The sequence below is a fragment of the Pseudonocardia yuanmonensis genome (genome assembly GCF_039542425.1).
GTDB lineage: Bacteria > Actinomycetota > Actinomycetes > Mycobacteriales > Pseudonocardiaceae > Pseudonocardia > Pseudonocardia yuanmonensis.
Genome location: NZ_BAABIC010000004.1, coordinates 19,017 through 45,523, shown reverse-complemented (window position 1 = coordinate 45,523; position 26,507 = coordinate 19,017). Strand labels below are relative to the sequence as shown.

Annotated in this window: 25 protein-coding genes; 15 read left to right on the top strand and 10 right to left on the bottom strand. The window is 73.6% G+C overall.

What is annotated here, in order from left to right; translation table 11 throughout:
* The first annotated feature begins 121 nt into the window (after positions 1–121).
* Positions 122–769, top strand: coding sequence for a response regulator transcription factor (locus ABD990_RS06815; RefSeq protein ID WP_345379124.1), 648 nt, complete (start codon positions 122–124; stop codon positions 767–769).
* Here the strand turns inward: ABD990_RS06815 and ABD990_RS06810 are convergent.
* Positions 730–1,374 carry a TetR/AcrR family transcriptional regulator gene (locus tag ABD990_RS06810; protein ID WP_345379123.1) on the bottom strand — a complete coding sequence of 215 codons (645 nt, stop codon included), beginning with the start codon at positions 1,372–1,374 and terminating at the stop codon, positions 730–732. The two genes, ABD990_RS06815 and ABD990_RS06810, sit on opposite strands and share 40 nt — an antisense overlap.
* 45 nt (positions 1,375–1,419) lie before the next feature.
* Between ABD990_RS06810 and ABD990_RS06805 the strand changes: the two genes are divergently transcribed.
* The 7 genes from ABD990_RS06805 (at position 1,420) to ABD990_RS06775 (ending at position 8,636) form a co-directional block, all read left to right on the top strand.
* The gene (locus tag ABD990_RS06805) at positions 1,420–3,006 is read left to right on the top strand and encodes an anthranilate synthase component I (RefSeq protein WP_345379122.1); all 1,587 of its coding nucleotides are present in this window, start codon (positions 1,420–1,422) and stop codon (positions 3,004–3,006) included.
* The gene (locus ABD990_RS06800; protein WP_345379121.1) at positions 2,999–3,685 is read left to right on the top strand and encodes a Trp biosynthesis-associated membrane protein; all 687 of its coding nucleotides are present in this window, start codon (positions 2,999–3,001) and stop codon (positions 3,683–3,685) included. The genes ABD990_RS06805 and ABD990_RS06800 overlap by 8 nt, the downstream gene beginning before the upstream one ends.
* A gap of 67 nt (positions 3,686–3,752) precedes the next feature.
* The gene (trpC, locus tag ABD990_RS06795; protein WP_345379120.1) at positions 3,753–4,580 is read left to right on the top strand and encodes an indole-3-glycerol phosphate synthase TrpC; all 828 of its coding nucleotides are present in this window, start codon (positions 3,753–3,755) and stop codon (positions 4,578–4,580) included.
* Positions 4,581–4,630: 50 nt separating this feature from the next.
* Positions 4,631–5,947 (top strand): tryptophan synthase subunit beta, encoded by a 1,317-nt coding sequence (gene trpB / locus ABD990_RS06790; RefSeq protein WP_345379534.1) that lies wholly within the window; start codon positions 4,631–4,633, stop codon positions 5,945–5,947.
* Positions 5,944–6,750, top strand: coding sequence for a tryptophan synthase subunit alpha (gene trpA, locus ABD990_RS06785; RefSeq protein WP_345379119.1), 807 nt, complete (start codon positions 5,944–5,946; stop codon positions 6,748–6,750). Before trpB ends, trpA begins: the two co-directional genes overlap by 4 nt.
* A 225-nt stretch (positions 6,751–6,975) precedes the next feature.
* A complete protein-coding gene (gene lgt / locus ABD990_RS06780; RefSeq protein WP_345379117.1) occupies positions 6,976–7,989 on the top strand; it encodes a prolipoprotein diacylglyceryl transferase in 1,014 nt (337 codons plus the stop codon).
* On the top strand, positions 7,986–8,636 hold the full coding sequence (locus tag ABD990_RS06775; RefSeq protein WP_345379116.1) for a DUF2461 domain-containing protein: 651 nt from the start codon (positions 7,986–7,988) through the stop codon (positions 8,634–8,636). The genes lgt and ABD990_RS06775 overlap by 4 nt, the downstream gene beginning before the upstream one ends.
* 40 nt (positions 8,637–8,676) lie before the next feature.
* Here the strand turns inward: ABD990_RS06775 and ABD990_RS06770 are convergent, their stop codons facing one another.
* A complete protein-coding gene (locus ABD990_RS06770) occupies positions 8,677–9,009 on the bottom strand; it encodes a VanZ family protein (RefSeq protein ID WP_345379115.1) in 333 nt (110 codons plus the stop codon).
* Between the two features lie 53 nt (positions 9,010–9,062).
* Here ABD990_RS06770 and pyk point away from each other — a divergent pair, with 53 nt between their 5' ends.
* Both pyk and ABD990_RS06760 read left to right on the top strand, forming a co-directional pair.
* Positions 9,063–10,484 (top strand): pyruvate kinase, encoded by a 1,422-nt coding sequence (gene pyk, locus ABD990_RS06765; RefSeq protein ID WP_345379114.1) that lies wholly within the window; start codon positions 9,063–9,065, stop codon positions 10,482–10,484.
* Between the two features lie 22 nt (positions 10,485–10,506).
* Positions 10,507–11,412: an acyl-CoA thioesterase gene (locus ABD990_RS06760; RefSeq protein ID WP_345379112.1), complete on the top strand. Its 906-nt coding sequence runs from the start codon at positions 10,507–10,509 to the stop codon at positions 11,410–11,412.
* Positions 11,413–11,526: 114 nt separating this feature from the next.
* On the opposite strand, the gene ABD990_RS06755 is transcribed toward ABD990_RS06760, so the two are convergent.
* Positions 11,527–12,729 carry a MarP family serine protease gene (locus ABD990_RS06755; protein WP_345379111.1) on the bottom strand — a complete coding sequence of 401 codons (1,203 nt, stop codon included), beginning with the start codon at positions 12,727–12,729 and terminating at the stop codon, positions 11,527–11,529.
* Between the two features lie 149 nt (positions 12,730–12,878).
* On the opposite strand from ABD990_RS06755, the gene ABD990_RS06750 reads away from it, so the two are divergent.
* Both ABD990_RS06750 and ABD990_RS06745 read left to right on the top strand, forming a co-directional pair.
* Positions 12,879–14,198 carry an O-acetylhomoserine aminocarboxypropyltransferase/cysteine synthase family protein gene (locus ABD990_RS06750; RefSeq protein WP_345379109.1) on the top strand — a complete coding sequence of 440 codons (1,320 nt, stop codon included), beginning with the start codon at positions 12,879–12,881 and terminating at the stop codon, positions 14,196–14,198.
* 1 nt (position 14,199) lies between these two features.
* The gene (locus ABD990_RS06745) at positions 14,200–14,688 is read left to right on the top strand and encodes a CoA-binding protein (RefSeq protein WP_345379108.1); all 489 of its coding nucleotides are present in this window, start codon (positions 14,200–14,202) and stop codon (positions 14,686–14,688) included.
* A 6-nt stretch (positions 14,689–14,694) separates the two neighbouring features.
* On the opposite strand, the gene ABD990_RS06740 is transcribed toward ABD990_RS06745, so the two are convergent.
* On the bottom strand, positions 14,695–15,009 hold the full coding sequence (locus tag ABD990_RS06740) for a hypothetical protein (protein ID WP_345379107.1): 315 nt from the start codon (positions 15,007–15,009) through the stop codon (positions 14,695–14,697).
* Positions 15,010–15,018: 9 nt separating this feature from the next.
* Positions 15,019–16,164 carry a DUF418 domain-containing protein gene (locus tag ABD990_RS06735; protein ID WP_345379105.1) on the bottom strand — a complete coding sequence of 382 codons (1,146 nt, stop codon included), beginning with the start codon at positions 16,162–16,164 and terminating at the stop codon, positions 15,019–15,021.
* Between the two features lie 137 nt (positions 16,165–16,301).
* Between ABD990_RS06735 and ABD990_RS06730 the strand changes: the two genes are divergently transcribed.
* A complete protein-coding gene (locus tag ABD990_RS06730; RefSeq protein ID WP_345379104.1) occupies positions 16,302–17,285 on the top strand; it encodes a malate dehydrogenase in 984 nt (327 codons plus the stop codon).
* 244 nt (positions 17,286–17,529) lie between these two features.
* Here ABD990_RS06730 and treZ read toward each other — a convergent pair whose 3' ends face one another.
* The 5 genes from treZ to ABD990_RS06705 all read right to left on the bottom strand — a co-directional run bounded on the left by treZ (position 17,530) and on the right by ABD990_RS06705 (position 25,357).
* A complete protein-coding gene (treZ, locus tag ABD990_RS06725; protein WP_345379102.1) occupies positions 17,530–19,272 on the bottom strand; it encodes a malto-oligosyltrehalose trehalohydrolase in 1,743 nt (580 codons plus the stop codon).
* A gap of 362 nt (positions 19,273–19,634) precedes the next feature.
* Positions 19,635–20,102: a MarR family winged helix-turn-helix transcriptional regulator gene (locus ABD990_RS06720; protein WP_345379101.1), complete on the bottom strand. Its 468-nt coding sequence runs from the start codon at positions 20,100–20,102 to the stop codon at positions 19,635–19,637.
* A gap of 192 nt (positions 20,103–20,294) precedes the next feature.
* Positions 20,295–22,649, bottom strand: a complete 2,355-nt coding sequence (treY, locus tag ABD990_RS06715; protein WP_345379100.1) for a malto-oligosyltrehalose synthase — start codon at positions 22,647–22,649, stop codon at positions 20,295–20,297.
* A 10-nt stretch (positions 22,650–22,659) separates the two neighbouring features.
* Positions 22,660–24,810, bottom strand: coding sequence for a glycogen debranching protein GlgX (glgX, locus tag ABD990_RS06710; RefSeq protein WP_345379098.1), 2,151 nt, complete (start codon positions 24,808–24,810; stop codon positions 22,660–22,662).
* A 79-nt stretch (positions 24,811–24,889) separates the two neighbouring features.
* On the bottom strand, positions 24,890–25,357 hold the full coding sequence (locus ABD990_RS06705; RefSeq protein WP_345379097.1) for a PPOX class F420-dependent oxidoreductase: 468 nt from the start codon (positions 25,355–25,357) through the stop codon (positions 24,890–24,892).
* A gap of 72 nt (positions 25,358–25,429) precedes the next feature.
* On the opposite strand from ABD990_RS06705, the gene ABD990_RS06700 reads away from it, so the two are divergent.
* Both ABD990_RS06700 and ABD990_RS06695 read left to right on the top strand, forming a co-directional pair.
* Positions 25,430–25,867 (top strand): HIT family protein, encoded by a 438-nt coding sequence (locus tag ABD990_RS06700; RefSeq protein WP_345379095.1) that lies wholly within the window; start codon positions 25,430–25,432, stop codon positions 25,865–25,867.
* Positions 25,868–25,870: 3 nt separating this feature from the next.
* Entirely contained in the window at positions 25,871–26,491 is a 621-nt protein-coding gene (locus tag ABD990_RS06695; RefSeq protein ID WP_345379094.1) for a histidine phosphatase family protein, read from the top strand.
* Positions 26,492–26,507 lie beyond the last annotated feature (16 nt).

The window sequence follows — 26,507 nt, the reverse complement described above, 5'->3', positions numbered from 1 at the left end:
GCGCCGGCTCCCTCGCGTCGGGGAGGCCCTGCGCGGCGCCGCTCTGCGACGATCGGGGCGTGACCGTGTCCCGGCTGCTCGTCGCTCCGCTGCGGGCCGGCACGGCGTACGCGGGGACGACGTGATCGGCGTCCTGCTCGTCGACGACGAGGAGCTGGTCCGCACCGGCCTGCGGGCGGTCCTCGACGCGCAGCCGGACATCACCGTCCTCGCCGAGGCCGGGGACGGGGCCGACGTGCCGCGCCTGGTCGCGCGGCATCGGCCGGACGTCGTGCTGATGGACGTCCGGATGCCCGCCGTGGACGGGATCACCGCCGCGCGCGCGTTGCTGCGCCGACCCGATCCGCCCCGCGTGCTGGTCCTGACCACCTTCGGCAACGACGGGTACGTCTACGACGCCCTGCGCGCCGGGGCCACCGGCTTCGTGCTCAAACGCGCCCGCCCGGCCGAGATCGTGCAGGCGGTGCGGACGGTCGCCGAAGGTGAGTCGCTGCTGTTCCCGGCGGCGGTGCGGGAGCTCGTCGCGACCGTCGGGGAGCGGGGCGACGGGCTGCGGTCGGCCGGGCTCACCGAGCGCGAGGGCGAGGTGCTGCGGCTGATGGCCCGCGGGCTGTCCAACACCGAGATCGCCGCCGAGCTCGTCCTCGGGGTCGAGACGGTGAAGACCCACGTGCGCAGCGTGCTCGCCAAGACCGGCACGCGCGACCGCACCCAGGCGGTGGTGGCGGCCTACGAGTCGGGCTTCGTGGACCCGTCCCGGCCCGGCTGACCGACGGACGGCAGCGGCCCGGTGAGGTAGCGCTGCACCGTCGGTCCGATCGTCGCGACGACCGCGGCGTGGTCGGCCGAGGCCAGCGGCTCGAGCTGCACGACGTAACGGATCATGCCCAGCCCGATGACCTGCGAGGCGACCAGCGCCGCCCGCTCCTCGACCCGGTCCGGCGCCACCCGCCCGACGACCGGGCCGATGACGACCCGCACGATGAACTCGCGCATCATCCGCGCCGCCGCCGGGTGCCCGGCGACGCTGCGGACCAGCGTCACCAGCGTGCCGCCCGCCGCCGTGTCCCACACCTGCAGGAACGTCCCGACGATCCGTTCGCCGACCCGTCCGGGGTCCCCGGGCACCACCGTCTCGACGAGCACGGCCGGGTCGACCGGCACGTCGAGCGAGGCCGTGAACAGCTGCGCCTTGCCCCCGAACCAGTGGTTCACCATCGCCGCGTCGACACCGGCCCGCTCGGCGATCCGCCGGACGGTCGCGCCGTCGTAGCCGCGCTCCGCGAACTCCACCCGCGCGGCCGTGAGCAGGGCGGCGCGGGTGTCCTCGCCCGAGGTGCGGCGGCCGCGACGGCGCGGTTCACGGGTGGTCACGGGCCCATCTTCACCCGCTTCCGGCCGCACGGGAGAATGAGCCCCGTGACGGCAGCCACCACGACTCCCACCGCACCTCCCGCCGCGCTGGGAGCGGTCAGCCCGACGCGCGAGGAGTTCCGCGCGCTGGCCGAGAACCACCGGGTGATCCCCGTGACCCGCCGGCTGCTGGCGGACGACGAGACGCCGGTCGGGGTGTACCGCAAGCTCGCCGCCCCGGACGGCCGGACCCGCCCCGGCACCTTCCTGTTCGAGTCCGCGGAGAACGGGCGGTCCTGGTCCCGCTGGTCCTTCGTCGGCGCGCGCTCCGCGGCCTCGCTGACCACCGTCGACGGCCGGATCCGCTGGACCGGCGAGGTCCCCGAGCACCTGCCGACGGACGGTGACGTGCTGGAGGCGGTCCGCGGCGTGGTCGAGGAGCTGCACAGCGAGCCGCTGCCCGGCATGCCCCCGTTGACCGGCGGGCTCGTCGGGTACATGGGGTACGACATCGTGCGCCGCATCGAGCGGATCGGCAGCGAGGAGAACCCCCCGGTCGACGACCTGCGGCTGCCCGAGCTGGTCCTGCTCCTGGCCACCGACATCGCCGCCGTCGACCACCACGAGGGCACGATCACGCTGATCGCCAACGCGATTAACTGGGACGACTCGGACGAGCGGGTCGACGAGGCCTACGACGACGCGGTGGCCCGGCTCGACCGGATGACCGCCGAGCTCGCCGCGCCCGCGCCGTCGACCGTGGCGGTGTTCGCTCCCACGACGCCGGAGTTCGAGCGCAGGCGCACCCAGGCCGAGCACTTCGCCGCCGTCGAGGTCGCGAAGGAGCAGATCCGGGCGGGGGAGTGCTTCCAGATCGTGGTCTCGCAGCGGTTCGAGATGGACTGCGCGGCCGACCCGCTGGACGTCTACCGGGTGCTGCGCACCACCAACCCCAGCCCGTACATGTACCTGCTCAACCTCGAGGACGTGTCCGGCGGCAGCCCGTTCACGATCGTCGGGTCCAGCCCGGAGGCGCTGGTCACGGTGGCGGACGGGCAGGCCACCACGCACCCGATCGCCGGGACCCGCTGGCGCGGCGCCACGGACGAGGAGGACGAGCTGCTGGAGAAGGACCTCCGGCACGACGAGAAGGAGCGCTCCGAGCACGTCATGCTCGTCGACCTGGGGCGCAACGACCTGGGCCGGGTCTGCGAACCGGGCACGGTGAAGGTGCGCAACTTCTTCTCCGTCGAGCGCTACAGCCACGTCATGCACCTGGTCTCGACGGTCACCGGCACCCTGCGCGGGGACCGGAACGCGGTCGACGCCGTGCTGTCCTGCTTCCCGGCCGGCACCCTGTCCGGCGCGCCGAAGGTCCGGGCCATGCAGGTGATCGACGAGCTGGAGCCCACCCGCCGCGGCCTCTACGGCGGGATCGTCGGCTACCTCGACTTCGCCGGCAACGCGGACACCGCGATCGCCATCCGGACCGCGCTGATCCGGGACGGGCGGGCGTACGTGCAGGCCGGCGGCGGGATCGTCGCCGACTCCGACCCGCAGGCCGAGGACACCGAGTGCCTGAACAAGGCCCGGGCGGTGCTGTCCGCGGTCGCGACCGCGGCCACCCTGGGCCGCTTCGGCGGGCATGCCTGACACCGCCGCACCCGCCCGCGGGGCGCGGAGCGGCCGGCTGTTCCTCCTGACGGCCGTGCTGCTGCTGCTCGGTGCGCTCGGCCTGTGGGGGACGACCCGGCTCGACTGGGCGTCCACCCAGGTCGAGGTGGCCGGGCACGGCGAGACCGGGGCGGTGCCGATCGCGGCGACCGGCGCGCAGATCGCCCCCGCGCTGATCGGGCTGGCGGCGCTGGCGGTCGCGGCCGTGGCCGCGGCGATCGCCGTGTCGGGCGTCGTCCGGCGGATCCTGGGCGTGATCGTGGCGCTGGCCGGGGCGTACGGCGCCTACGCGGCGCTCGCGGGGTGGTTGCGCCCGCCGACCGCCACGGAGCTGCCCTCGTTGGTGGGCAGCGCCGCGGCCGGGGCCACCACGGCGCCCGGTGCCACGGTGGCCACCACGGCCGCCCCGCTGCTCGGCGTCCTCGGCGGGCTGCTCGTGGTCGCCGGGGGTGTGGTGCTGCTGGTCGGCGACCGGCGGCTGCCCCGCATGGGCGCGCGGTACGACGCCCCCGGCGCCCCGCGCCGGCCGGCGGACCCCGAACGGGCGGCGTGGGACGAGCTCGACTCCGGTGTCGACCCGACCACGGAGGGTGCGTTCGCGCGGGAGCCTGGGCCGGACGGCGGCCCCCGGCCCGGCCGCCCGGACGGCACGGAATAGCATGCAGATGACGCCTGGTAGGCCCGAACCCGGAAGGGGAGTGCGCCCCGTGGGCGAGCACGGTGACGTGAGTGCGCGAGTCCGGCCCAGCGTCCTGGACTCCATCGTGGAGGGTGTCCGGGAGGACCTCGCGGCCCGGGAGGCCGCGGTGGACTTCGCGGAGATCAAACGGCGGGCCGCGGCGGCGGCGCCGCCGAGGGATGTCATGGCCGCGTTGAACGAGCCCGGCGTCGGGGTCATCGCGGAGGTCAAGCGCCGCAGCCCGTCCAAGGGCGCGCTGGCCACGATCCCGGACCCGGCGGTCCTGGCGAAGTCCTACGCCGAGAACGGCGCACGGGTGATCAGCGTGCTCACCGAGCAGCGCCGCTTCGGCGGCAGCCTGGACGACCTGGCCGCTGTGCGCGCCGCGGTGGACGTCTGCGTGCTGCGCAAGGACTTCGTCGTCACGCCCTACCAGGTGCACGAGGCGCGGGCCTACGGTGCCGACCTGGTGCTGCTGATCGTCGCGGCGCTGGAGCAGCCGGTCCTGGAGTCGCTGCTGGACCGGGTGGAGTCCCTCGGGATGACCGCGCTGGTCGAGGTGCACACCGAGGAGGAGGCGGACCGCGCCCTCGAGGCCGGGGCGAAGGTCATCGGCGTCAACGCGCGGGACCTCAAGACCCTCGAGGTCGATCTCGGCGTGTTCGGGCGGCTGGCTCCCGGCCTGCCCAACGACGTGCTGCGGGTGGCCGAGTCCGGCGTACGCGGGCCGGGCGACCTGCTCACCTACGCGGGCTGGGGCGCCGACGCGGTGCTCGTCGGCGAGGGCCTGGTGACCAGCGGGGATCCGGGCGCGGCGGTGCGGGCCCTGGTGGCTGCGGGCTTCCACCCGTCGTGCAGCAGAATGGTGCGGTGAGTTCCTCCACCAGCGTCCGGGCGAGCAGCCAGGTCACGGCCAGTCAGGGCATCGAGACGCCGTCGGGCCACGAGCCCGACGAGCGCGGCCACTTCGGCCGCTACGGCGGCCGGTGGGTGCCGGAGGCGCTGGTCGCGGCGCTCGACGAGCTGGAGACGGCCTACGAGAAGGCGCGGCACGACCCGGAGTTCCTCGGCGAGCTGGACCGGCTGCACCGTGACTACACCGGGCGGCCGTCCCCGCTCACGGACGTGCCGAAGCTGTCGCAGCACGCGGGTGGCGCGCGGATCCTGCTCAAGCGCGAGGACCTGAACCACACCGGGTCCCACAAGATCAACAACGTGCTGGGCCAGGCGCTGCTCACCAAGCGGATGGGCAAGTCGCGGGTGATCGCCGAGACCGGGGCGGGCCAGCACGGCGTCGCCACGGCCACCGCGTGCGCGCTGCTGGACCTCGAGTGCGTGGTCTACATGGGCGAGGTCGACACCCGCCGGCAGGCGCTCAACGTCGCGCGGATGCGGCTGCTCGGCGCCACCGTGATCCCGGTGAAGACCGGTTCGCGCACCCTCAAGGACGCGATCAACGAGGCGCTGCGGGACTGGGTCACGAACGTCGACAGCACGCACTACCTGCTCGGCACGGTCGCCGGCCCGCACCCGTTCCCCCAGATGGTGCGGGACTTCCACCGGGTCATCGGGCTCGAGGCGCGCGAGCAGGTGCGCGAGCGCACCGGCCGGCTGCCCACCGCCGTCGCCGCGTGCGTGGGCGGCGGGTCGAACGCGATCGGCATCTTCCACGCCTTCATCGACGACCCGGGCGTCCGGCTCGTCGGCTTTGAGCCCGGCGGGGACGGCGTCGAGACCGGCCGGCACGGCGCCACCCTGTCCGAGGGCTCGCCGGGCGCGCTCCACGGCGCCTTCTCCTACCTGCTGCAGGACGAGGACGGGCAGACCGCGGAGTCGTACTCGATCTCCGCGGGCCTGGACTACCCGGGCGTCGGGCCGGAGCACGCGCTGCTCAAGGACCTCGGCCGCGCCGAGTACCAGCCGGTCACGGACGCGGAGGCGATGGAGGCGTTCGCGCTGCTCTGCCGCACCGAGGGCATCATCCCGGCCATCGAGTCCGCACACGCCGTCGCCGGTGCGCTGCGGCTGGGCAAGGAGCTCGGGCCGGACGCGGTCATCCTGGTCAACCTGTCCGGCCGCGGCGACAAGGACGTCGACACCGCCGCGAAGTGGTTCGGGATGATCGGGCAGGACGAGTCCGCGGAGGCCGCGGACGGCACGGCCATCGCCGAGGGCCGCACCGAGCAGCCGACCGGCTCCTTCGCGGACGCCGGCAGCGAGACCGAGGGGATCCAGGCGTGAGCGGACGATCTGTCGCCGACGTGTTCGCGAGGTGCCGCGCCGAGGGCCGCGGCGCCCTGGTCGGCTACCTGCCGGCCGGCTACCCGACGGTCGCCGGCGCCGTCGAGCTGCTCACCGCCATGACCGAGGGCGGCTGCGACCTGCTCGAGGTCGGCGTGCCGTACTCGGACCCGGTGATGGACGGGCCCACCATCCAGGCCGCCGCGGACACCGCGCTGCGCAACGGGTTCCGCCTGCGGGACGTGTTCAGCACGGTCGAGCGGGTCACCGCCGCCGGCGGCAACTGCGTGGTGATGACCTACTTCAACCCGGTGCTGCGCTACGGCGTCGACCGCTTCGCCGCGGACCTCGCCGCCGCGGGCGGGCTCGGCGTGATCACCCCGGACCTGATCCCGGACGAGGCCGACGAGTGGTTCGCCGCCTCGGACAAGTACGGGCTGTCGCGGATCTTCCTGGTGTCGCCGTCGTCGACGGACGAGCGGATCGCCTCGACCACCGCCGCGTCCAGCGGCTTCGTCTACGCGACCTCGGTCATGGGTGTGACGGGCGCGCGGGACTCGGTGAACTCGGCCGCGGGCGAGATCGTGGCGCGGACCCGTCCGCACACCTCGCTGCCGATCGGCGTCGGGCTCGGGGTGCGCAACGGCGACCAGGCCGCCGAGATCGCGGGCTTCGCCGACGGCGTCATCGTCGGCTCGGCCTTCGTCGACGCCGCCGAGAAGGGCGGCCCGGCCGGGGTCCGGGATCTCGCCCGGGAGCTCGCCGCCGGGGTCGCGCGGGCGGGCCTGCCCCAGCCGGCCTGAACCTGGTCCGCGCGCCCGCCAGCCCCCGAGCCCCCACCCGAGCCGAGCCATCCGCCGTGATCGCCGAGTGGGACCGTGCGCGGCCACCTGCGGCCGTGAACGGTCCCGACCGGTGATCACGGATCGGTCGCGAGCCGGTAGCAGGGCGCCGGACGGCGCGCGGCCACGGTGCGAACGGGGAAGTCGGGGGCCCGGTGCTCCGCCCGCCCGCGCTACGGTGGCGGCGTGAGCGCCCTCGCGAGCAGCACCGTGCTGGCCTACCTCCCCAGCCCGGACCGCGGAGTCTGGCATCTCGGGCCGATCCCGATCCGCGCGTACGCGCTCTGCATCATCGCCGGCATCGTCGTCGCGATCTGGTGGGGCGAGAAGCGGTTCGTGGCCCGCGGCGGCCCGGCCGGCACGGTCGTCGACGTCGCCGTGTGGGCGGTGCCCTTCGGCCTGGTCGGTGGGCGGCTCTACCACGTCGCGACCGACTGGCGGACCTACTTCGGCCCGGGCGGCGACCCGGTCGACGCGCTCAAGATCTGGGAGGGCGGTCTCGGGATCTGGGGCGCGATCGCGCTCGGCGCGGTGGGGGCCTGGATCGCGTGCCGTCGGCGTGGGATCCCGCTGCCCTTCTTCGCCGACGCCGTGGCGCCCGGCATCGTCGTCGCGCAGGCGATCGGCCGGCTGGGCAACTACTTCAACCAGGAGCTCTACGGCGCCCCGACGACGCTGCCGTGGGGCCTGGAGATCTACGAGCGGGTCGACCCGGTCACCGGCGCGTCGGACCCGCTGGGCGGTGTGGCCGTCGACACCGCGAACCCGATCGCGATCGTGCAGCCCACGTTCCTCTACGAGCTGGTCTGGAACCTGGCCGTCGCCGCCGTGATCGTGTGGGCGGACCGGCGCTTCCGGCTCGGCCACGGCCGCGTCTTCGCGCTCTACGTGGCCGGGTACACGCTCGGCCGGTTCTTCATCGAGCTCATGCGCACCGACCCGGCGACCCGGGTGTTCGGCGACATCCGGATCAACGTCGTGGTCTCGGCCCTCGTCTTCCTGCTGGCGGTGCTGTACGTCGCGCTGGTCCGCGGCCCGCGGGAGGTGCTGCCGCCCGAGGTGGCGCACCCGGACGGCGTGCCCGCGGAGGACCGCGCCGACGACGCCGCCGGTCCGGACGCCGACGCCGGCGGTGCTGCCGACGCCGCCGATCCCGAGGTCCGGGAGGGGGCCCGGCAGGCGGGCGACCGCACACCGTGACCACGCTGACGACGCGCTTCGAGGGCTTCGGCGACGGCGCCGTCGAGTTCTACGACGGCCTGCTGGCGGACAACAGCAAGGCGTACTGGACCGACCAGCGCGAGGTCTACGAGGCGCACGTCCGTGCGCCGATGGCCGCGCTGCTCGCCGAGCTGGAGGAGGAGTTCGGGCCGGGGAAGATCTTCCGCCCGTACCGCGACGTGCGGTTCGCCAAGGACAAGTCGCCGTACAAGACGCACTGCGGCGGCTTCGCCCCGCCCTTCTACGTCCAGGTCGGGTCCGACGGCCTGCTCGCCGCGGCCGGGTACTACGGCATGGCCCCGGACCAGGTCGCGCGCTACCGCACCGCGGTCGACGACGAGCGCCGCGGCGAGGCGTTGCGCCGCGTCCTCGAGGCGGCGGAGAAGGCCGGGCTGACGGTCGGCGGGGAGCAGCTGCGCACCCGGCCGAAGGGCACCGACCCGGACCATCCGCGGCTCGACCTGCTGCGGCACAAGGGGATCATGGTGTCGCGCCGCTGGGCACCGGACGACGCACTGCACGAGCGGACCTGCCTGGACCGCGTCCGCCGCACCTGGCGGGCCGCGAAGCCGCTGGCGGAGTGGCTGGCCGACCACGTGGGCCCCAGCGAACAATCCCGCCGCTGAGCACCATCGCTCCCTGACGCGCTCGACGGCGTCACGCGTCTCAAGAGCGCCGGGCCCGCCGCAGCAGGACCTCGTGCAGGGCGACGCCCAGCGACACGCCCACGCAGTCGACGACGGCGTCGAGCACGTCCCCGCTGCGCCCGATCGGCAGGAGACCCTGCAGGACCTCGGACAGCCCGGCGTACCCGGCGAGCGCGAGGACCAGTGGGAGCGCCGGGACGCCCGCCCACCGACCGGTGGCGCCCAGCAGGGCGAACACACCCAGATGGACGAGTTTGTCGACGCCGGGCGGGGCGCTCGGTACGCCGGAGGCCGGCAGGAACAGCACCACCAGGCTGACCAGCACCGCAAGGCCGAAACTCAGCCGTCCCACTGTTCGACTTCCTCCAACCTGATCGTTACAGAGAGCGCGCTAGGCTGAACACCGTGACCCGTCGCACCAAGATCGTCTGCACCATCGGTCCGGCCACCGCCACGCCCGACCGTATCCGCGAGCTGGTCGCGGCCGGCATGGACGTCGCGCGGCTCAACTTCAGCCACGGCACGCGCGAGGACCACAAGCGCGTGTACCAGATGGTGCGCGAGGCGGCCGACGCCGAGGGCCGTGCCGTGGGCATCCTGGCGGACCTGCAGGGGCCGAAGATCCGGCTCGGCACGTTCGCGGACGGGCCCACCGAGTGGCGGACCGGCGAGGAGGTCCGGATCACGGTCGAGGACTGCGCCGGCAGCCACGACCGGGTCTCGACCACCTACAAGGGCCTCGCGCGGGACGCGCGCGCGGGGGACCGCCTGCTGGTCGACGACGGCAAGGTCGGCCTGCGCGTGGTCGAGGTCGAGGGCGACGACGTGGTCTGCCGGGTCACCGAGGGCGGCCCGGTCAGCAACAACAAGGGCATCTCGCTGCCCGGCATGAACGTCTCGGTGCCGGCGCTGAGCGAGAAGGACCTCGCGGACCTGGAGTTCGCGCTGGGCCTGTCGGTGGACGTGGTGGCGCTGTCCTTCGTGCGCAGCCCGGCCGACATCGACGGCGTGCACCGGGTCATGGAGAAGGTCGGGGTGAAGCTCCCGGTCGTCGCCAAGCTGGAGAAGCCGGAGGCCGTCGACAACCTCGAGGCGATCGTGCTGGCGTTCGACGGCGTGATGGTCGCCCGCGGCGACCTCGGCGTGGAGCTGCCGCTGGAGAACGTGCCGCTGGTGCAGAAGCGCGCGATCCAGATCGCCCGCGAGAACGCCAAGCCGGTCATCGTGGCCACCCAGATGCTGGACTCGATGATCACCAACTCGCGCCCGACCCGCGCCGAGGCCTCGGACGTGGCCAACGCGGTGCTCGACGGCGCCGACGCGCTGATGCTCTCGGGCGAGACCGGCGTGGGCCGGTACCCGATCAAGACGGTCCGCACGATGAGCACGATCATCGAGGCCGTCGAGGCGGGCCCGGCCAACGTGCCGCCGCTCAACCACGTGCCGCGGACCAAGCGGGGCGTGCTCTCCTACGCCGCGCGGGACATCGGCGAGCGGCTCTCCGCCCGCGCGCTGGTCGCCTTCTCGCAGTCCGGCGACACCGTGCGCCGGCTGGCCCGGCTGCACACCCGGCTCCCGCTGCTGGCCTTCACCCCGGCCCCCGAGGTGCGCAGCCAGCTCGCGATGACGTGGGGCGTCGAGACGTTCCTCGTCGAGGCCGTCGACTCCACGGACGCGATGGTCCGCCAGGTCGACCACGCCATGCTCTCGATCGGCCGGTTCCAGCCGGGCGACCTCGTGGTGATCGTCGCGGGCTCGCCGCCCTCGACCGTCGGCTCCACCAACCTCATCCGGGTGCACCGCCTGGGCGAGGAGGACCACGCCTGACGGGCCCTGGGAGGATCGGTCCGTGACCGAACCTCCCGAACCGGGCGTCGTGCTGGACGTCGACGGGGTGCCGCGCGGCCAGGCCGTGCTCGACGAGCTCATGCGGCTGCTCGAGCTGGAGCGGCTCGAGGTGGACCTGTTCCGCGGGGTCAGCCCCGCCACCTCGCCGGTGCGGGTGTTCGGCGGGCAGGTGGCGGCGCAGGCGCTGGTCGCGGCGGGCCGCACGGTCGAGCCGGAGCGGCAGGTGCACTCGTTGCACGCCTACTTCATCCGCCCCGGCGACCCGAGCCGGCCGATCGTGTTCCGCACCGAACGGATCCGGGACGGCCGCTCGTTCAGCACCCGCCGGGTGCTGGCGATCCAGGGCGGCGAGGCGATCTTCGCGCTGTCCGCCTCGTTCCAGCTCGTGCAGGAGGGGCTGGAGCACTCGGTGCCGGTGAGCGCGGCGGTGCCGCCTCCGGAGGAGCTGCCGAGCATCGGCGACCGCGTGGTGTCCGGGGCGGGCGCCGCGTGGATCGAGCGGGTGCCCCGCTCGCTGGACATCCGGTTCGTCGAGGAGCCGGTGTGGACCGAGGACCGGGTCGCGACGGACGACCCGCTGCGCGCCTGGATCAAGGGCGACGGACGGCTGCCGGACGACCCGCTGCGGCACGTCTGCCTGCTCACCTACATCTCCGACCTCACCCTGCTCGGCTCGGTGGTGGGCCGGCACGACCTGAGCAGCACGTCCGTGCAGATGGCGAGCCTCGACCACGCCATGTGGTTCCACCAGGCCTTCCGCGCCGACGAGTGGCTGCTCTACGAGTGCTGGAGCCCCGCGGCCTCGGGCGGGCGCGGGCTGGCCCAGGGCCGGTTCTTCACCCGCGAGGGCACGCTGGTCGCCAGCATCATGCAGGAGGGCCTGGTCCGGCTGCCGCGCCGCGGCTGAGGAACGGGTTCGGATCCCGGCGGAGCGGACCGCCGACGAGGGGGACGAGCGTGCGCCGACGCCCGACCAGCCCCCGTCGACGATCCGATGCGCTCGCCGCCCGTGCCGCTCGGATCAGAAGCGGCAGCCGCCCACGGCGACCGGCTGGTTCGCGGTGATGGCGCGCTCGACGCCGGGGCGGACGTGTTCGGCGGTGAGCGCGTACCCGGTCGCGGGGTCGCCGGGGTCACCGGCGAAGACGACGCCGGCCACCAGGCCCTCCGCGGTGACGAACGGTCCGCCCGAGTCGCCGCGCTGTACCCCGGCGGCGACGGTGAGGATCTCGCGTCGGCTGGTGGACCCCCCGTAGATGTCGCGGCCGATCGCGTCCAGCCGGGCCAGCACGGTCGCGGGCAGTACCACCATCTCCGACTGCCCACCGGGGAATCCCAGGGTCGCGCCCTGGGTGCCCCGTCGGGCCGGGATGCCGGTCCAGCCGATCGGCGGGGCCGCCACCTCGGGGGCGGCGAGGACGGCGATGTCGAGGGCCGGGTCGAAGTGGATCGCGACGGCTGTGCGCTCGCCCGCGGCGTCGCCCACCCGCAGCTGGTCGAACCCGGCGACGACGTGGGCGTTGGTGACCACGAAGCCGGGCCGGGTGACGAACCCCGACCCGAAGCCGATCGTGGCGCCGCAGCCGAACGCCCGGATCTGCACCGTGCTGGGCTGCCCGGCGACGGCGGCCGCCCGCACCGCCTCGTCCGCCGTCGCGGGCAGCGGCGGCGCGGTGATCCCGCGGCCCGGTCCCGCGAACACCTGCGGGAAACCCTGCTGGTCGAGCAGCCCGGCGATGCGGCCGACGACGTCGGGAGGAGGCGGCAGAGCGCTCTCCAGCGCCCGGACGGTCACGGAGCTGCGGACCTGCTGCGCGAGGGCGGGGACGGGCCCCTGCGCCAGCACGTTCGCCAGCAGCCAGACGACGAGCAGGAACCCGATCGCGGCGGCGCCGATCCCTGCCGCCCGGTCCACCGTGCCCACACCGGCGCGGTGCACGGCGCCGTGCACCCGCCGGCCGAGCCCGACGGCGAGGGTCTCTGCGACCAGCACCGCGACCACCAGCACCCCGATGGTCAGGAGGGCGGCACCGGGTCCCGGCTCCGCGACGAGCAGCCCGGCGATCCACGGAGCCGCCCACACACCGGCGAAGAGCCCCACCACGAGGCCGGCGAACGCGGCGACCTGCAGCACCGCTCCCCGCCGCCAGCCGCGGACCAGCGCGAAGGCGAACAACAGGGCCAGCACCGCGTCGAGCACCGTGGGCGTGCCGATCGCTCCCACGCGGGCACCTCCTCGGGCCGGTGACCCCCGGCCCGCGGTCGACGCGACTGCGCCTCTCACCAGGCTCGCGTTCCGCGGGAGCCGCGGTCACCGCGGGCGCAGTGTCCCACCTCCTGCGGCGGCGCGGGCCGGCGAGGCAGGATGGGCCCATGAGCGAGGACAGCGGCGAGGGCAGGGAGCGCAGGGACCGCGCCTGGGGTTTCCGCACCCGTGCCGTGCACGCGGGCGCGGTGCCGGACGCGGCGGTGGGCGCCCGGGCGGTCCCGATCTACCAGTCGACGAGCTTCGTCTTCGAGGACACCCAGGACGCGGCCAGCCTGTTCGCGCTGCAGAAGTACGGCCTGATCTACAGCCGGATCGGCAACCCGACGGTCGCGGTGCTGGAGGAGCGGCTCGCCAGCCTCGACGGCGGCATCGGCGCCGTGGCCACGGCGAGCGGGCAGGCCGCCGAGTTCCTCACCTTCGCCTGCCTAGCCGGGGCGGGGGACCACGGCGTCGCCGCGTCCGGGCTGTACGGCGGCACGATCACCCAGCTCGACGTCACCCTGCGCCGGTTCGGCGTCGACACCACCTTCGTGGCCGGGGGAGACCCGGCGGACTACGCCGCGGCGTTCACGGAGCAGACGAAGTTCCTGTTCACCGAGGTCGTCTCCAACCCCGGCGGCGAGGTGGCGGACCTCGCCGGGCTCGCGGACGTCGCGCACGCGGCCGGCGTCCCGCTGATCGTCGACGCCACCCTCGCCACGCCGTACCTGTGCCGGCCGATCGAGCACGGCGCGGACATCGTGATCCACTCCGCGACCAAGTTCCTCGGCGGGCACGGCACCACGCTCGGCGGCGTCGTCGTCGAGTCCGGCCGGTTCGACTGGGGCAACGGCAGGTTCCCGTCGATGACCGAGCCCGTGCCGAGCTACGGCGGGCTGACCTGGTGGGGCAACTTCCAGGAGCTCGGCTTCCTGACCAAGCTGCGCGCCGAGCAGCTGCGGGACGTCGGCCCCACGCTGGCCCCGCACTCGGCGTTCCTGCTGCTCCAGGGGGTGGAGACGCTGCCCTTCCGGATGCAGGCGCACGTCGCCAACGCCCAGCGGGTGGCGGAGTGGCTGCACGCGGACCCGCGCGTGCAGTACGTGCGGTACGCCGGGCTGCCCGACCACCCGCACCACGACCGGGCGCGCCGGTACCTGCCCGAGGGGCCGGGCGCGGTGTTCAGCTTCGGGGTGAAGGGCGGCCGGGCGGCCGGCGCGCGGTTCATCGAGTCCGTGCGGCTGTGCAGCCACCTGGCCAACGTCGGCGACGCCCGCACGCTCGTCCTGCACCCGGGCTCCACCACGCACCAGCAGCTCACCGCCGCGCAGCTCGAGGCGGCCGGGGTGCCCGAGGACCTGATCCGGATCAGCGTGGGCCTCGAGGACACCGACGACATCCTCTGGGACCTCGACCAGGCGCTGGCCGCCGCGGCGAAGGAGTGACATGAGCTGGCAGAACCCGTCGGCGCTGGAACGGCAGCGGATCCTGCGGGAGACGCGCACGGTCGCGATGGTGGGCGCCTCGCCCAACGCCGCGCGGGCGTCGAACTTCGTGGCGACCTACCTGCTCTCGAGCACGGACTACGAGGTCTGGTTCGTGAACCCCAACGCGACCGAGATCCTCGGCCGGCCGGTCTACCCGTCGCTGGCGGACTGCCCGGGCGTGCCCGACCTCGTCGACACCTTCCGCCGCTCCGAGGACCTGCCGGGGGTCCTGGACGAGGTGCTGGCCCTCGGGTCCGGCGGCGACGGCGTGCGGACCTGGTGGCTGCAGTTCGGCCTGTGGGACGAGGACCTGGCCGCGAAGGCCGAGACGGCCGGCCTGACCGTCGTGATGGACCGGTGCCTGAAGGTCGAGCACGCCCGGTTCGCCGGCGGCCTGCACCTCGCCGGCTTCGACACCGGGGTGATCAGCTCGCGGCGCCGGGACTAGCCGGAGCTAGTGGAACAGCAGCCGGTCGAGGATGAGGGTGACGATCCGCAGCACCCAGAAGGCGGGTGCGGCCAGGAGGAAGAGTCTCCACAGCTCGGGCCAGCGGCGCCGGCGGGCGGCGTACCAGGTCGGCCAGGCGGCGAGGACGACGGCGATGAGGATCCAGCCGGTCTGGATCAGCAGGCCCGCGGTCCCGCCGCCCCCGCCGAACACGACCTGCAGGGCGAAGGCGACCACGCCCCAGCCGAGCGCGCCGAACAGCGCGCGGACGTAGGGGATGTCCGTCGCGGGTGCGGGCCTGCCGCTCTCCTGCTGCGCCACGTCCGGACCCTATCCGGCCTGTTCAGCGCGGGGATCCGCAGGTCGGGCGCCGTAGGTGAGCCGGCGCAGGAGCACCTCGGCGGGCCCGCGCCGGCCCGTCCGCTCCAGCGCGGCCGCGGCGAGCACGGACACCAGCCAGGTCGCGAGCGCGAGCAGCGCCGCGCCGGGTACGCCGATCCGTGCGCCCAGGCCGAGCGTCCAGGCCGGCAACAGGGCACAGAACACCACCGACTGGGCGAGGTAGAAGGTCAGGGACCGGCGCCCCGTCGCCACCAGGGCACGCGGGACGGGGCCGGCGCTACGCGTGGCGAGCAGGCCGAACAGGGCGGCGTAGCCGACGCCGCCGGCGAGCCCGCCCACCGCGTGCAGCAGGCCGAGCAGGGCCGACACCGCGACGGAGGGCCGCCACCAGCCCGCCGCGGCCATCGCGAGCGGGAGCCCCGCGAGGACCGCGACGACCAGCCCACCCACGGCGGCCCGGACGAGGAGCCGGCGGTGCCGTTCCGGCTCGTCGAGCAGCCGGCGCCGGGCGGCCAGGGCACCGACGGCCAGCATCCCGGCCGTGAGCAGGGCCGACGAGACCGTGCCGGCGAGCCACTCGCCGACGTGCAGCCGTACCGCCGCGCCGAAGTCCGGCGCGGCCACGGAGGGCAGGACGAGCGCGCCGGTCCGCAGCCCGGTGCCGGTGCCGATCAGGACGGTGAGGGCCACGCCGACGGCCGCGACGGTGCGCAGCGTGACCTCGGTGCCGCGGACCAGGAACCCGGCCAGCAGGACCAGGAGCAGCCCGTAGGCGCCCAGGATGTCGCCGGGGAACAGCAGGATCCCGTGCACCGCCCCGATGGCGACCATCCACGCACCCCGTCGCCGGAGCAGGCGGACCGCGGCGTCCGGGTCGTCGCGCCGGCGGGCGAGCTGCACCGCGCCGTAGCCCACGAGCAGCGCGAACAGCGGGTAGGCGCGGCCGTCGACCAGCAGCATCTGCAGGAAGGCCACGACGCCGCCCGCCGGACCGGGCCGGTCCGGGTAGCCACGCACCCCGGGGGCGGCCAGCAGGAACAGGTGCACGTTGGCCAGGGCGATCAGCAGCAGCATCGCGCCCCGGGCGAGGTCGGGGGCGACCGCCCGGGCGGACAGCGGCAGCGGAGCGGTCACGCCCGGATCATCCCGCGCCGTCCGGTCCCCGGGCCAGCGGTCCGTCCGGTGCGGCCGTCCGAACGGTGCGCGAGACACCCGCCACCAGGGTGATCCCCGTCGCGGCGCACCCGCGGGCGGAGGGCTAGCCTCACGGCGTGTCCACTCCTGTCACCGTCACTGTCACCGGAGCCGCTGGCCAGATCGGTTACGCGCTGCTCTTCCGGATCGCCTCCGGGCAGCTCCTGGGGTCCGACACCCCGGTGAAGCTGAACCTGCTGGAGATCCCGCAGGCCGTCAAGGCCGCCGAGGGCACCGCCATGGAGCTGAGCGACGGCGCCTTCCCGCTGCTGGCCGGCGTCGACATCTACGACGACGCCACCAAGGCCTTCGACGGGACGAACGTCGCCCTGCTCGTCGGCGCCCGCCCCCGTACGAAGGGCATGGAGCGCGGCGACCTGCTCGAGGCCAACGGCGGGATCTTCGCCCCGCAGGGCAGGGCCATCAACGCGGGCGCCGCGGACGACATCAAGGTCCTGGTCGTCGGCAACCCGGCGAACACCAACGCCCTCATCGCGCAGAGCGCCGCGCCGGACGTCCCGGCCGAGCGGTTCACCGCGATGACCCGCCTCGACCACAACCGCGCGCTCGCGCAGCTGTCGGGCAAGCTGGGCGTGCCGGTCTCCGAGATCAAGAAGATGACGATCTGGGGCAACCACTCCGCCACCCAGTACCCGGACCTCTACCACGCCGAGGTCGGCGGCAAGATCGCCGCCGAGCAGGTCGAGGAGTCCTGGCTGCGGGACGAGTTCATCCCGACCGTCGCCAAGCGCGGTGCGGCGATCATCGAGGCCCGCGGCGCGTCGTCCGCGGCGTCGGCGGCCTCGGCGGCGATCGACCACGTGTACACCTGGGTCCACGGCACCGCCGAGGGCGACTGGACCTCGATGGCCGTCCCGTCCGACGGGTCCTACGGCGTGGCCGAGGGCATCATCTCGTCCTTCCCGGTCACCACGAAGAACGGCAGGTACGAGATCGTCCAGGGCCTGGAGATCAACGACTTCTCCCGCGAGAAGATCGACGCCTCGGTCGCCGAGCTGGTCGAGGAGCGCGAGGCGGTCAAGGGCCTCGGCCTGATCTGACCGGCCTGATCTGACCGGCCTGATCTGACCGGCCTGATCTGACCGGCCTGATCTGACCGGCCTGATCTGACCGGCCTGATCTGACCGGCCTGATCTGACCGCCTCATCTGCTGAACGAACGGCACTTCCGCTCACATCTAGTGAGCGGAAGTGCCGTTCGTGCATCCAGGGATCGGAGTGAGCGAGCGGTACTCTCGCTCACATCTAGTGAGCCGAAGTGCCGTTCGTGCTTCTCCCGGGCAGGCTACTCGGCGAGGACGGCGATCGCGAAGGACTCGCCCGGCAACGTGATGTCGGACTGCTCGCTGGCCGTCGGCTCGCTGGCCAGCAGGATCCGGGTGATGGTGGCGCCGAGGTCGAGCGCGACCTCCTCCGTGCCGAGGTTCACCAGCACCCGCAGCCGGCCGCGGTGGATGACGAGCGTGCGGGCCTCGGGGTGGACGTCGACCGCCACCTCGTCGAGCCACGGGTCGGAGAGCTCCGGCCACGCCTTGCGGATGGCGATGAGCTCCTTGTGCATCGCGAGCAGCGTCGCGTGGGGCTCCTGCTCGTGCTCGGTCCAGTCCAGCTTGGAGTCGAGGAAGGTGCTCTCGGCGTTCGGGTCGGGAACCTCGACGTCCCCCCAGCCGTGCTCGGCGAACTCCGCGGTGCGGCCCGTGCGGACGGCCTCGCGCAACCCCTCGTCGGGGAAGTAGGAGAAGAACTGCCAGGGCGTGCGGGCGCCCCACTCCTCGCCCATGAACAGCATCGGGGTGAACGGCGAGGTGAACAGGATCGCCGCGCCGCAGGCCAGGATGCCGGGGGAGAGCAGCTGGGTGAGCCGGTCGCCGGTGGCCCGGTTGCCGATCTGGTCGTGGTTCTGCAGGTAGGTCACGAACCGGTGGCCCGGGATCCGCGCGGTGTCGACGGGCGCGCCGTGCGTGCGCTTGCGGAAGCTCGACCAGGTGCCCTCGTGCAGGAACCCGCGGGTCAGGACGTGCGCCAGGCCCGCGAGGTCGGCCTCGGCGAAGTCCGAGTAGTAGCCCTGGCCCTCGCCGGTCAGCACGCTGTGCAGGCTGTGGTGGATGTCGTCCGTCCACTGGGCGGTCATGCCGAGCCCGCCGCCCTCGCGCGCCGTGATCATCCGCGGGTCGTTGAGGTCCGACTCGGCGATGAGCGACAGCGGCCGCCCGACGTGCGCCTCGAGGGCAGCGACCTCCACGGCCAGCTGCTCGAGGACGTGCTGGGCGCGCGTGTCCCGCAGCGCGTGCACGGCGTCGATCCGCAGCCCGTCGATGTGGAAGTCGCGCAGCCACATCAGCGCGTTGTCGATGGCGAACCGGCGCACCTCGTCCGACCACGTGCCGTCGAGGTTCAGCGACGGGCCCCAGATGTTGCTGCCCGCGAAGTACGGCCCGAACCTGTCCAGGTAGGCACCCGACGGACCGAGGTGGTTGTAGACGACGTCGAGGATCACGCCCAGACCGCGCGCGTGCGCGGCGTCGACGAACCGCTTGAAGCCGTCCGGGCCGCCGTAGTTCTCCGTGACGGCGTACCAGCCGACGCCGTCGTATCCCCAGTTCCGAGGCCCGTCGACGGCGTTGACGGGCAGCACCTCGACCATGTCGACCCCCAGCGAGACCAGGTGGTCGAGCTTCCCGATCGCGGAGTCGAAGGTGCCCTCGTCGGTGAACGTGCCGATGTGGCACTCGTAGAGCACGCTGCCGGCCAGGGTGCGCCCGGTCCACTGCTGGTCGGTCCACCAGAAGGAGTTCTGGTCGTAGCGGCGCGACGCCGAGTGGACGCCGTTGGGCTGCCAGAGCGAGCGGGGATCGGGCAGCGGGGTGGAGTCGTCGTCGAGCAGGAACGCGTACGCGGACCCCGGGCCGTTGTCCTCGACGTCGGCCCGCCACCAGCCGTCCGGTTCCCGCCGCATCGCGTACGTCTCGCCGTCCACCAGGACCCGCACCCTGTCCTTCTCGGGCGCCCACACCGCGTACTCAGCCACGGGGGAATCCTGTCGGATCGGCGACCGATGCGCCTGCGCGGGCCGCGTGACACGCGGCGCAGCACCCTCTGCGGCGGGCACGCGCCGGACGGGGGCGAGCCCTTGCCGGTTCCCGCCGCCACCGCGCGGCGGGACCCGGGTCGGGATCGCCGGCCGGTCGGGGGGCACGGAGTCGGCCGGCGATCCCGGCAACGAGGGTTCCGGTGGGATGGGGGGATCGGACCCGGACCTTGTGCGTTGCCGTGTCGAGGGTAGGAACGGCACGGTGTGCCGGAATCGGCCGTTCAGCCGCACTTTCACGCTGATAATTCTCAGGCGGAGAAGTACGGTTGCCGAACATTTCCGAACGATCCGGTCCCGGCTCAGCGCAGGCCGGATTCCTCCAGGTCGGCGGCGATGCCCTGGGTGTCGCGGGCCCGCTCGTCGAGCCGCCGGGACAGGTGTTCGAGAATGCGGCCCAGCTCCGCGGTGGTGGCCGGATCGGCCTCGCCGATCCCGATGGCCACGTCGCGGTCGAAAAGGGCGAACAATCGCGCGGCCAGGTCGTGGCCGCGGTCGGTCAGGTCCACGAGCACGCTGCGCCGGTCGCGCGGATTGGAGCGGCGGACGACGTATCCGGCCAGTTCGAGGCGGTCCAGCTGGGCGGTCACGCTCGCGGGGGTGACGCCCACGCGGCGCGCCAGGAACGACGGCGTGCGCGGGCTCTCGTGCAGCAGGTGCACCAGGATGGTGGTCTCCGGGACGCCCAGGCCCACGAGCCGCGCCATGGTCTGGCGGTAGGCGTCCGAGGCCGCCAGGACGTCCTTCAGTCGTACTGCGATCTCACTCACCGAACTCCTTGTTCCGGTCTCCCGCTCGAGTCGATCATTCTTCGATCGTCGAGATATCAGGTGGACAACGTAAGGCGGGTGTGAGGAGGTTCCGGAACGTGAGCTGCGTCATGCGCAACCTGGTGCGGAACGCGGGACGAGCAGTGCGACCGGTCCCGGCCGGCCCCGGGCGCGGGCCGGCCGGGACCGCCGTCAGGCCGGGCGGACGAGCAGCGCGACGGGGTAGCGGGCGAGCAGGGTCGCGAGCCGCGGCGCGCTCCCGTCGACCGGGGTGTCCGTGATCATGTCGTGCCAGTCCGCGGCGCCGTCGGGCAGCGGGAGCACGGTGTCCCCCCAGCCGCCCTTCGCCTCGAGCCCGACCGGCAGCCGGGTCGCGACGGCGACGAGCTTGGGGCTGCGCGTGAACGCCACCGCGTGCTCGGCCGCGTGCCCCTGGGCCGGCACCGCCCGGTAGCCCCGGAACAGCTCGGGGCGGTACCGGCGCAGCCGCGCCGCCGTCGCCGTGACCAGCAGTTTCGCGGCACCCTCGGTGGTCGAGTCGTCCACCTCCGGGAGCCAGCCCTCGTCGAGCCGGGCCAGCAGCCGCTGCCGGGCCGCGAAGTCCACCGGGCGCCGGTTGTCCGGGTCGACCAGGGAGTACTCGAACAGCTCGGTGCCCTGGTAGACGTCCGGCACGCCGGGACCGGCCAGCTGGAGGACCTTCTGCCCCAGCGAGTTCGACCAGCCGGGCGCGGAGATCCGCTCGACGAAGGCGGTGATCTCGGCGACCAGCTCGCCGTCGCCCAGGACCTGCGCGGGCCAGGCGGCGATGGCCGCGTCGACCTCGGGGACGGCCTCGACGTGGCTGGTGGCGAGCTTGGCCTCCTTGGAGGCCTTGCCCAGGTACCCGGCCAGCCGCTCGGCCGAGATGGGCCACGCGCCGACCACGCTCTGCCAGGCCAGCAGCTCCAGCGACCGCTCGGGCAGCGGGTGCCGCGCCGCCCAGCGACGCATCGTGTCCACCCACTCGCCCGGGATCTCGGCGAGCACGGCCAGCCGCGCCCGGACGTCCTCGGAGCGCTTGGTGTCGTGCGTGGACAGCGTGGTCATGGTGCGCGGCCACCCGGCCTCGCGGACGGAGAGCGCCGCGTGGAAGGCCGCGGGGGAGAGGCCGAACCGGCCCGGGTCGCCGCCGACCTCGTTGAGCGCGACGAGCCGGTTGTACCGGTAGAAGGCCGTGTCCTCGACGCCCTTCGCCATGACCATGCCGGAGGTCTGCTGCACGCGGGTGGCGAGCAGGCCCTCGGGGTCCGCGAGCATCGCCGCGTGGATCGCCTCGAGCACGTCGGCCAGGTCCGGCCGGTGGGCCCGGGCCACCGCCACCGCGGTGTCGAGTGCCTCCCGGCCCTCGGGCAGGTAGCTGCGGTAGACCGGGAAGCCGCAGAGGAACTCGGCGACCGCGTCCCGCACCCGGTTCGCCGCCTCGCCCGGCTCCTCCTCGGTCGACGGCGCGGCCTCGGGCACGGGCACGAGCGCCGCGATCCGGCGCACCTCGGCGGCCAGGATCGTGTCGGCGACCTCCCGGCGGCCCTGGTGCTCGACGGCGTGCGACGACGTCCTCGCGCCGGTGTGCTCGGCCGCGAACTGGGTGAGCAGCCCGGCGCCCGACGGGTCGACGAACACGCCCTGGACGTCCGCGAGCGCCTCGTACCCGGAGGTCCCGTCCACCGGCCAGGAGACCGGCAGCTCCTCGCCGACGTGCAGGATCTTCTCCACCAGCAGCCAGCGGTCCGGGCCGATGGCCTCGCGCAGCCGCCGCACGTACCCGCCCGGGTCGGACAGCCCGTCCGGGTGGTCGACGCGCAGCCCGATGATCGTGGGACCCTCGTCCAGCCAGCGCAGGATCTCGCGGTGCGTGTCGGCGAAGACCTCGGGCAGCTCGACGCGCACCGCGGCGAGCGTGGACACGTCGAAGAACCGCCGGTAGGTCAGCTCGGCGGCGCCGCGCTTCCAGGACACGAGCCGGTAGTGCTGCCGTTCGTGGATCTCGGCGACGGACCCGTGCTCGGTGCCGGGCGCGAGCGGGAACGCGTGCTCGTAGTAGCGCAGCTCGCCGTCCTCGACCGACAGCTCGGACAGCGCCTTCGGCTCGTCGGCGTCGAGGATCGGCAGCAGCAGCGGGCCGGCGGACCAGTCGATGTCGAAGTGCCCCGCCCAGCGCGAGCCCTGGCCGTGCTCGAGCACGTCCCACCACCAGGGGTTGGCCTTGGCCACCTCGACGCCGACGTGGTTGGGCACCACGTCGAGCAGCATCGTCAGGTTCGCCTCGCGCAGCCGGGCGAGCAGGGCGGCCAGCCCCTCCGGCCCGCCGCGCTCGGCGGAGATGCGGGTCGGGTCGACGACGTCGTAGCCGTGGTTGGAGCCGGCGCCGGACTCGAGCAGCGGCGACGCGTAGAGCGCCCCGACGCCGAGCCGGTCCAGGTACTCGACGAGGCCCTGCGCGTCGGCGAAGGTCTGGTCCTTCGAGAACTGCAGGCGGTAGGTGGAGGAGGGGATCGGGCGCGTCATCACACTGCTCTCACACTGTCCGCTGGAAGACGAGGAGGGACCGGGCGGGCACGACGTGCGTGGCGCCGGCCCGGGTCATCGGGGGTTCGGCCGCGACGACGCCGGGGGCGGTGGACAGGCTGACCACCTCGCCCGCCGCGGTGTCGACGACGATCGCCCACTCCCGGCCGTACTCGGCGCTGGGCAGGGTGACCTCGATGTCCTCCCAGTGCGCGTTGAACGCCACGAGGAACGAGTCGTCCGTGACCCGCTCGCCGCGCTGGTCGAGGTCGGCGATGCCCTCGCCGTTGAGGAAGGCGATCACGCACTTGCCGAAGCCGGAGTCCCAGTCGCCCTCGGTCATCTCGGTGCCGTCCGGGGTGAACCAGGCGATGTCGGCCAGCGAGTCCCGCCGGCGCGGCGCGATCGGCCTGCCCTGGAAGAACCGCCGGCGCCGGAACACCGGGTGCGCGTGGCGCAGGGCCGCGACCCCGGCGGTGAACCCGACCAGGCCCGCGTTCTTGCCGGCCAGCGACCAGTCCACCCAGGCGATGTCGTTGTCCTGGCAGTAGACGTTGTTGTTGCCGCCCTGGGTGCGGCCGAGCTCGTCGCCGTGCAGCAGCATCGGCACGCCCTGGCTCAGCATCAGGGTGGTGAGGAAGTTGCGCTGCTGGCGGGCGCGCAGCTCCAGCACGGCGGCGTCGTCCGTGGGGCCCTCGACGCCGCAGTTCCAGGAGCGGTTGTGGCTCTCGCCGTCGTTGCCGCCCTCGCCGTTGGCGTCGTTGTGCTTGTCGTTGTACGAGACGAGGTCGGCCAGCGTGAACCCGTCGTGGGCGGTGACGAAGTTGATCGACGCGTAGGGCCGGCGGCCGTCCTCCTGGTAGAGGTCCGAGCTGCCGGTGAGCCGGGAGGCGAACTCGCCGAGGGTGCCCGGCTCGCCGCGCCAGAAGTCCCGCACGGTGTCGCGGTACTTCCCGTTCCACTCGCTCCACAGCGGCGGGAAGTTGCCGACCTGGTAGCCGCCGGGCCCGACGTCCCACGGCTCGGCGATCAGCTTGACCTGCGAGATCACCGGGTCCTGCTGGACGAGGTCGAAGAACACCGACAGCCGGTCGACGTCGTAGAACTCGCGGGCGAGGGTGGAGGCGAGGTCGAAGCGGAAGCCGTCGACGTGCATCTCGGTGACCCAGTACCGCAGCGAGTCCATGATCAGCTGCAGGGTGTGCGGGTTGCGGACGTTCAGCGAGTTGCCGGTGCCCGTGTAGTCCATGTAGTAGCGCGGGTCGTCCTCGACCAGCCGGTAGTAGGCGTGGTTGTCGATGCCGCGCATGGACAGCGTGGGGCCCATGTCCGAGCCCTCGGCGGTGTGGTTGTAGACGACGTCGAGGATGACCTCGATGCCCGCCTCGTGCAGGTCCCGGACCATCGCCTTGAACTCGTGCACCTGGGAGCCGGGGCGGCTGCCGCGCATCGTGTACCCGTGGTGCGGGGCGAGGAAGGCCAGGGTGTTGTAGCCCCAGTAGTTGGAGAGGCCCTTCTCCTGCAGGTGGTGGTCGTTGAGGAACTCGTGCACCGGCATGAGCTCCACGGCCGTGATCCCGAGCCGCTGCAGGTGCTCGATCATCGCCGGGTGCGCCAGGCCGGCGTAGGTGCCGCGCAGCTCCTCCGGGATGTCCGGGTGCGCGATGGTGAGCCCGCGGACGTGCGCCTCGTAGATGACGGTCTCGTGGTACGGGATCTTCGGCGGGCGGTCCGAGCCCCAGTCGAAGTACGGGTTGACCACGACGGACTTGGGCACGAAGGGCGCCGAGTCCCGGTCGTTGCGCGAGAGCGGGTCGCCGAAGTTGTAGCCGAAGACGGCCTCGTCCCACTTCACCGGCCCGTCGAGCGCCTTGGCGTACGGGTCGATGAGCAGCTTGTTCGGGTTGCACCGCAGGCCCTGCGCGGGGTCGTAGACCCCGTGCACCCGGTAGCCGTACCGCTGGCCCGGCTCGACCGTCGGCAGGTAGGCGTGCCACACGAAGCCGTCGACCTCGGTGAGCGGGACCCTGGTCTCCTTGCCGCGCGCGCTGAACAGGCACAGCTCGACCTTCTCGGCGGCCTCGGAGAACACGGCGAAGTTCGTCCCGGCCCCGTCGTAGCTCGCACCCAGGGGGTACGGGTTGCCCGGCCACGGACGCATGCGATCCCTACTTCCCGGCGGCTGACCGCCGACCGTCTCGGTTACAGGAGGAACCCGGCAACGCTACCGGGGTGCCGGCTCAGGAGTCGGCGAGCCGCGCGGGGAACCCGCCCGTCGCCACCGGGCTCCACCGGGTGGGTGTGACGCGGATCAACGCCTTGCCCTGGTCCCGCATCGCCCGCCGGTACTCGTCCCAGTCCGGGTGCTCCCCGGAGACGGCGCGGAAGTAGTCCACGAGCGGCTCGACGGCCTCCGGCAGGGTGATCAGCTCGGCGTCCCCCTCGACCTGCACCCAGGGCCCGTTCCACTCGTCCGACAGCACGACCACGGAGGCGGTGCCGGTGCGGGCGACGTTGCGCGCCTTGGCGCGCTCGGGGTACGTCGAGACCACGACCCGGCCCTCGGCGTCCACCCCCGCGGTGACCGGGGAGCCCTGGACCCCGCCGTCCGACCGGGTGGTGAGCAGGACGACCTTGTGGCGCGGACGGAGGAACTCCAACAGCTCCTCGCGCCCGACGGATGTGTTCGTGGCGATCGTGCGGGGCATGGCGGGAACTCTAGGAGAGCGCACCGACGACCGCCCCCTGCAGCGGTGCCGGGGCCGCTAGAGTCCGCCGTGATGAGCACCGTGTTCACGAAGATCATCGACGGCGAGCTGCCCGGCCGGTTCGTCTGGTCGGACGAGCGCTGCGCCGGGTTCCTGTCGATCAACCCGCTCGGCCCGGGACACACCCTGGTCGTGCCGCGCGAGGAGGTCGACCACTGGGTCGACGCCGACCCGGACCTGGTCGCGCACCTCACCGGCGTCTCGCACACGATCGCGAAGGCGGTCGAGGCGATCTGGCAGCCGCCGCGCGTCGGGTTCCTGGTGGCCGGGTTCGAGGTCCCGCACCTGCACCTGCACGTGTTCCCGGCCTGGGACATGCGGGCGTTCGACTTCGCCAACGCCGCGAGGTCCGTCGACGACGCCGAGCAGGACGGGATCGCCGAGCGGCTGCGGACCACCCTGCGCGAGGCCGGCCACGGCGACCACGTGGCCACCAGCGGGAAGCTCTAGGCGATGCGGCTGGTCCTGGTCCGGCACGGACTGCCGGACCGGGTCGACGGGGCACCCGAGGCCGCGGTCCGGGCCGATCCGGCCCTGACCGAGCTGGGCAGGCGGCAGGCCGAGCGGGTGGTCGACGCCCTGGCCGGCGAGCCGGTCGACGCGGTCTACGCGAGCACCATGACCCGCGCGCGGCAGACCGCGGAACCGCTCGCCCGGGCCCGCGGCCTGGCCGTGCGGACCGTGCACGACCTGCGCGAGTACGACGCCGACGAGCAGCGGTACCTCCCCGTGCACGAGCTCGCCCGGGAGAACCCGGAGGAGTGGCGACGCATGGTCGAGGGGCATCTGCCCGAGCACGTCGACGTTCCGGCCTTCCGCGCGCGGGTCGTCGCGGCGCTGGAGGAGATCGTCGAGGCGCACCCGGGCCGGGGCACCGCGGTCGTGTTCGCGCACGCCGGCGTGATCAACGTCTACCTCGGGCACCTGCTGGGGATCGAGCGGGCGCTGCCCTTCCCCCTCGACTACACGGGCCTGACCAGGGTCGTCGCCCGCCGCGACGGGGTCCGCAAGCCGCGCACGGTCAACGAGCTCGCGCACGTCGCCGACCTGCTGGAGCCCGCCGGCCGCAGGTGACCGCCGCGTCACGGTC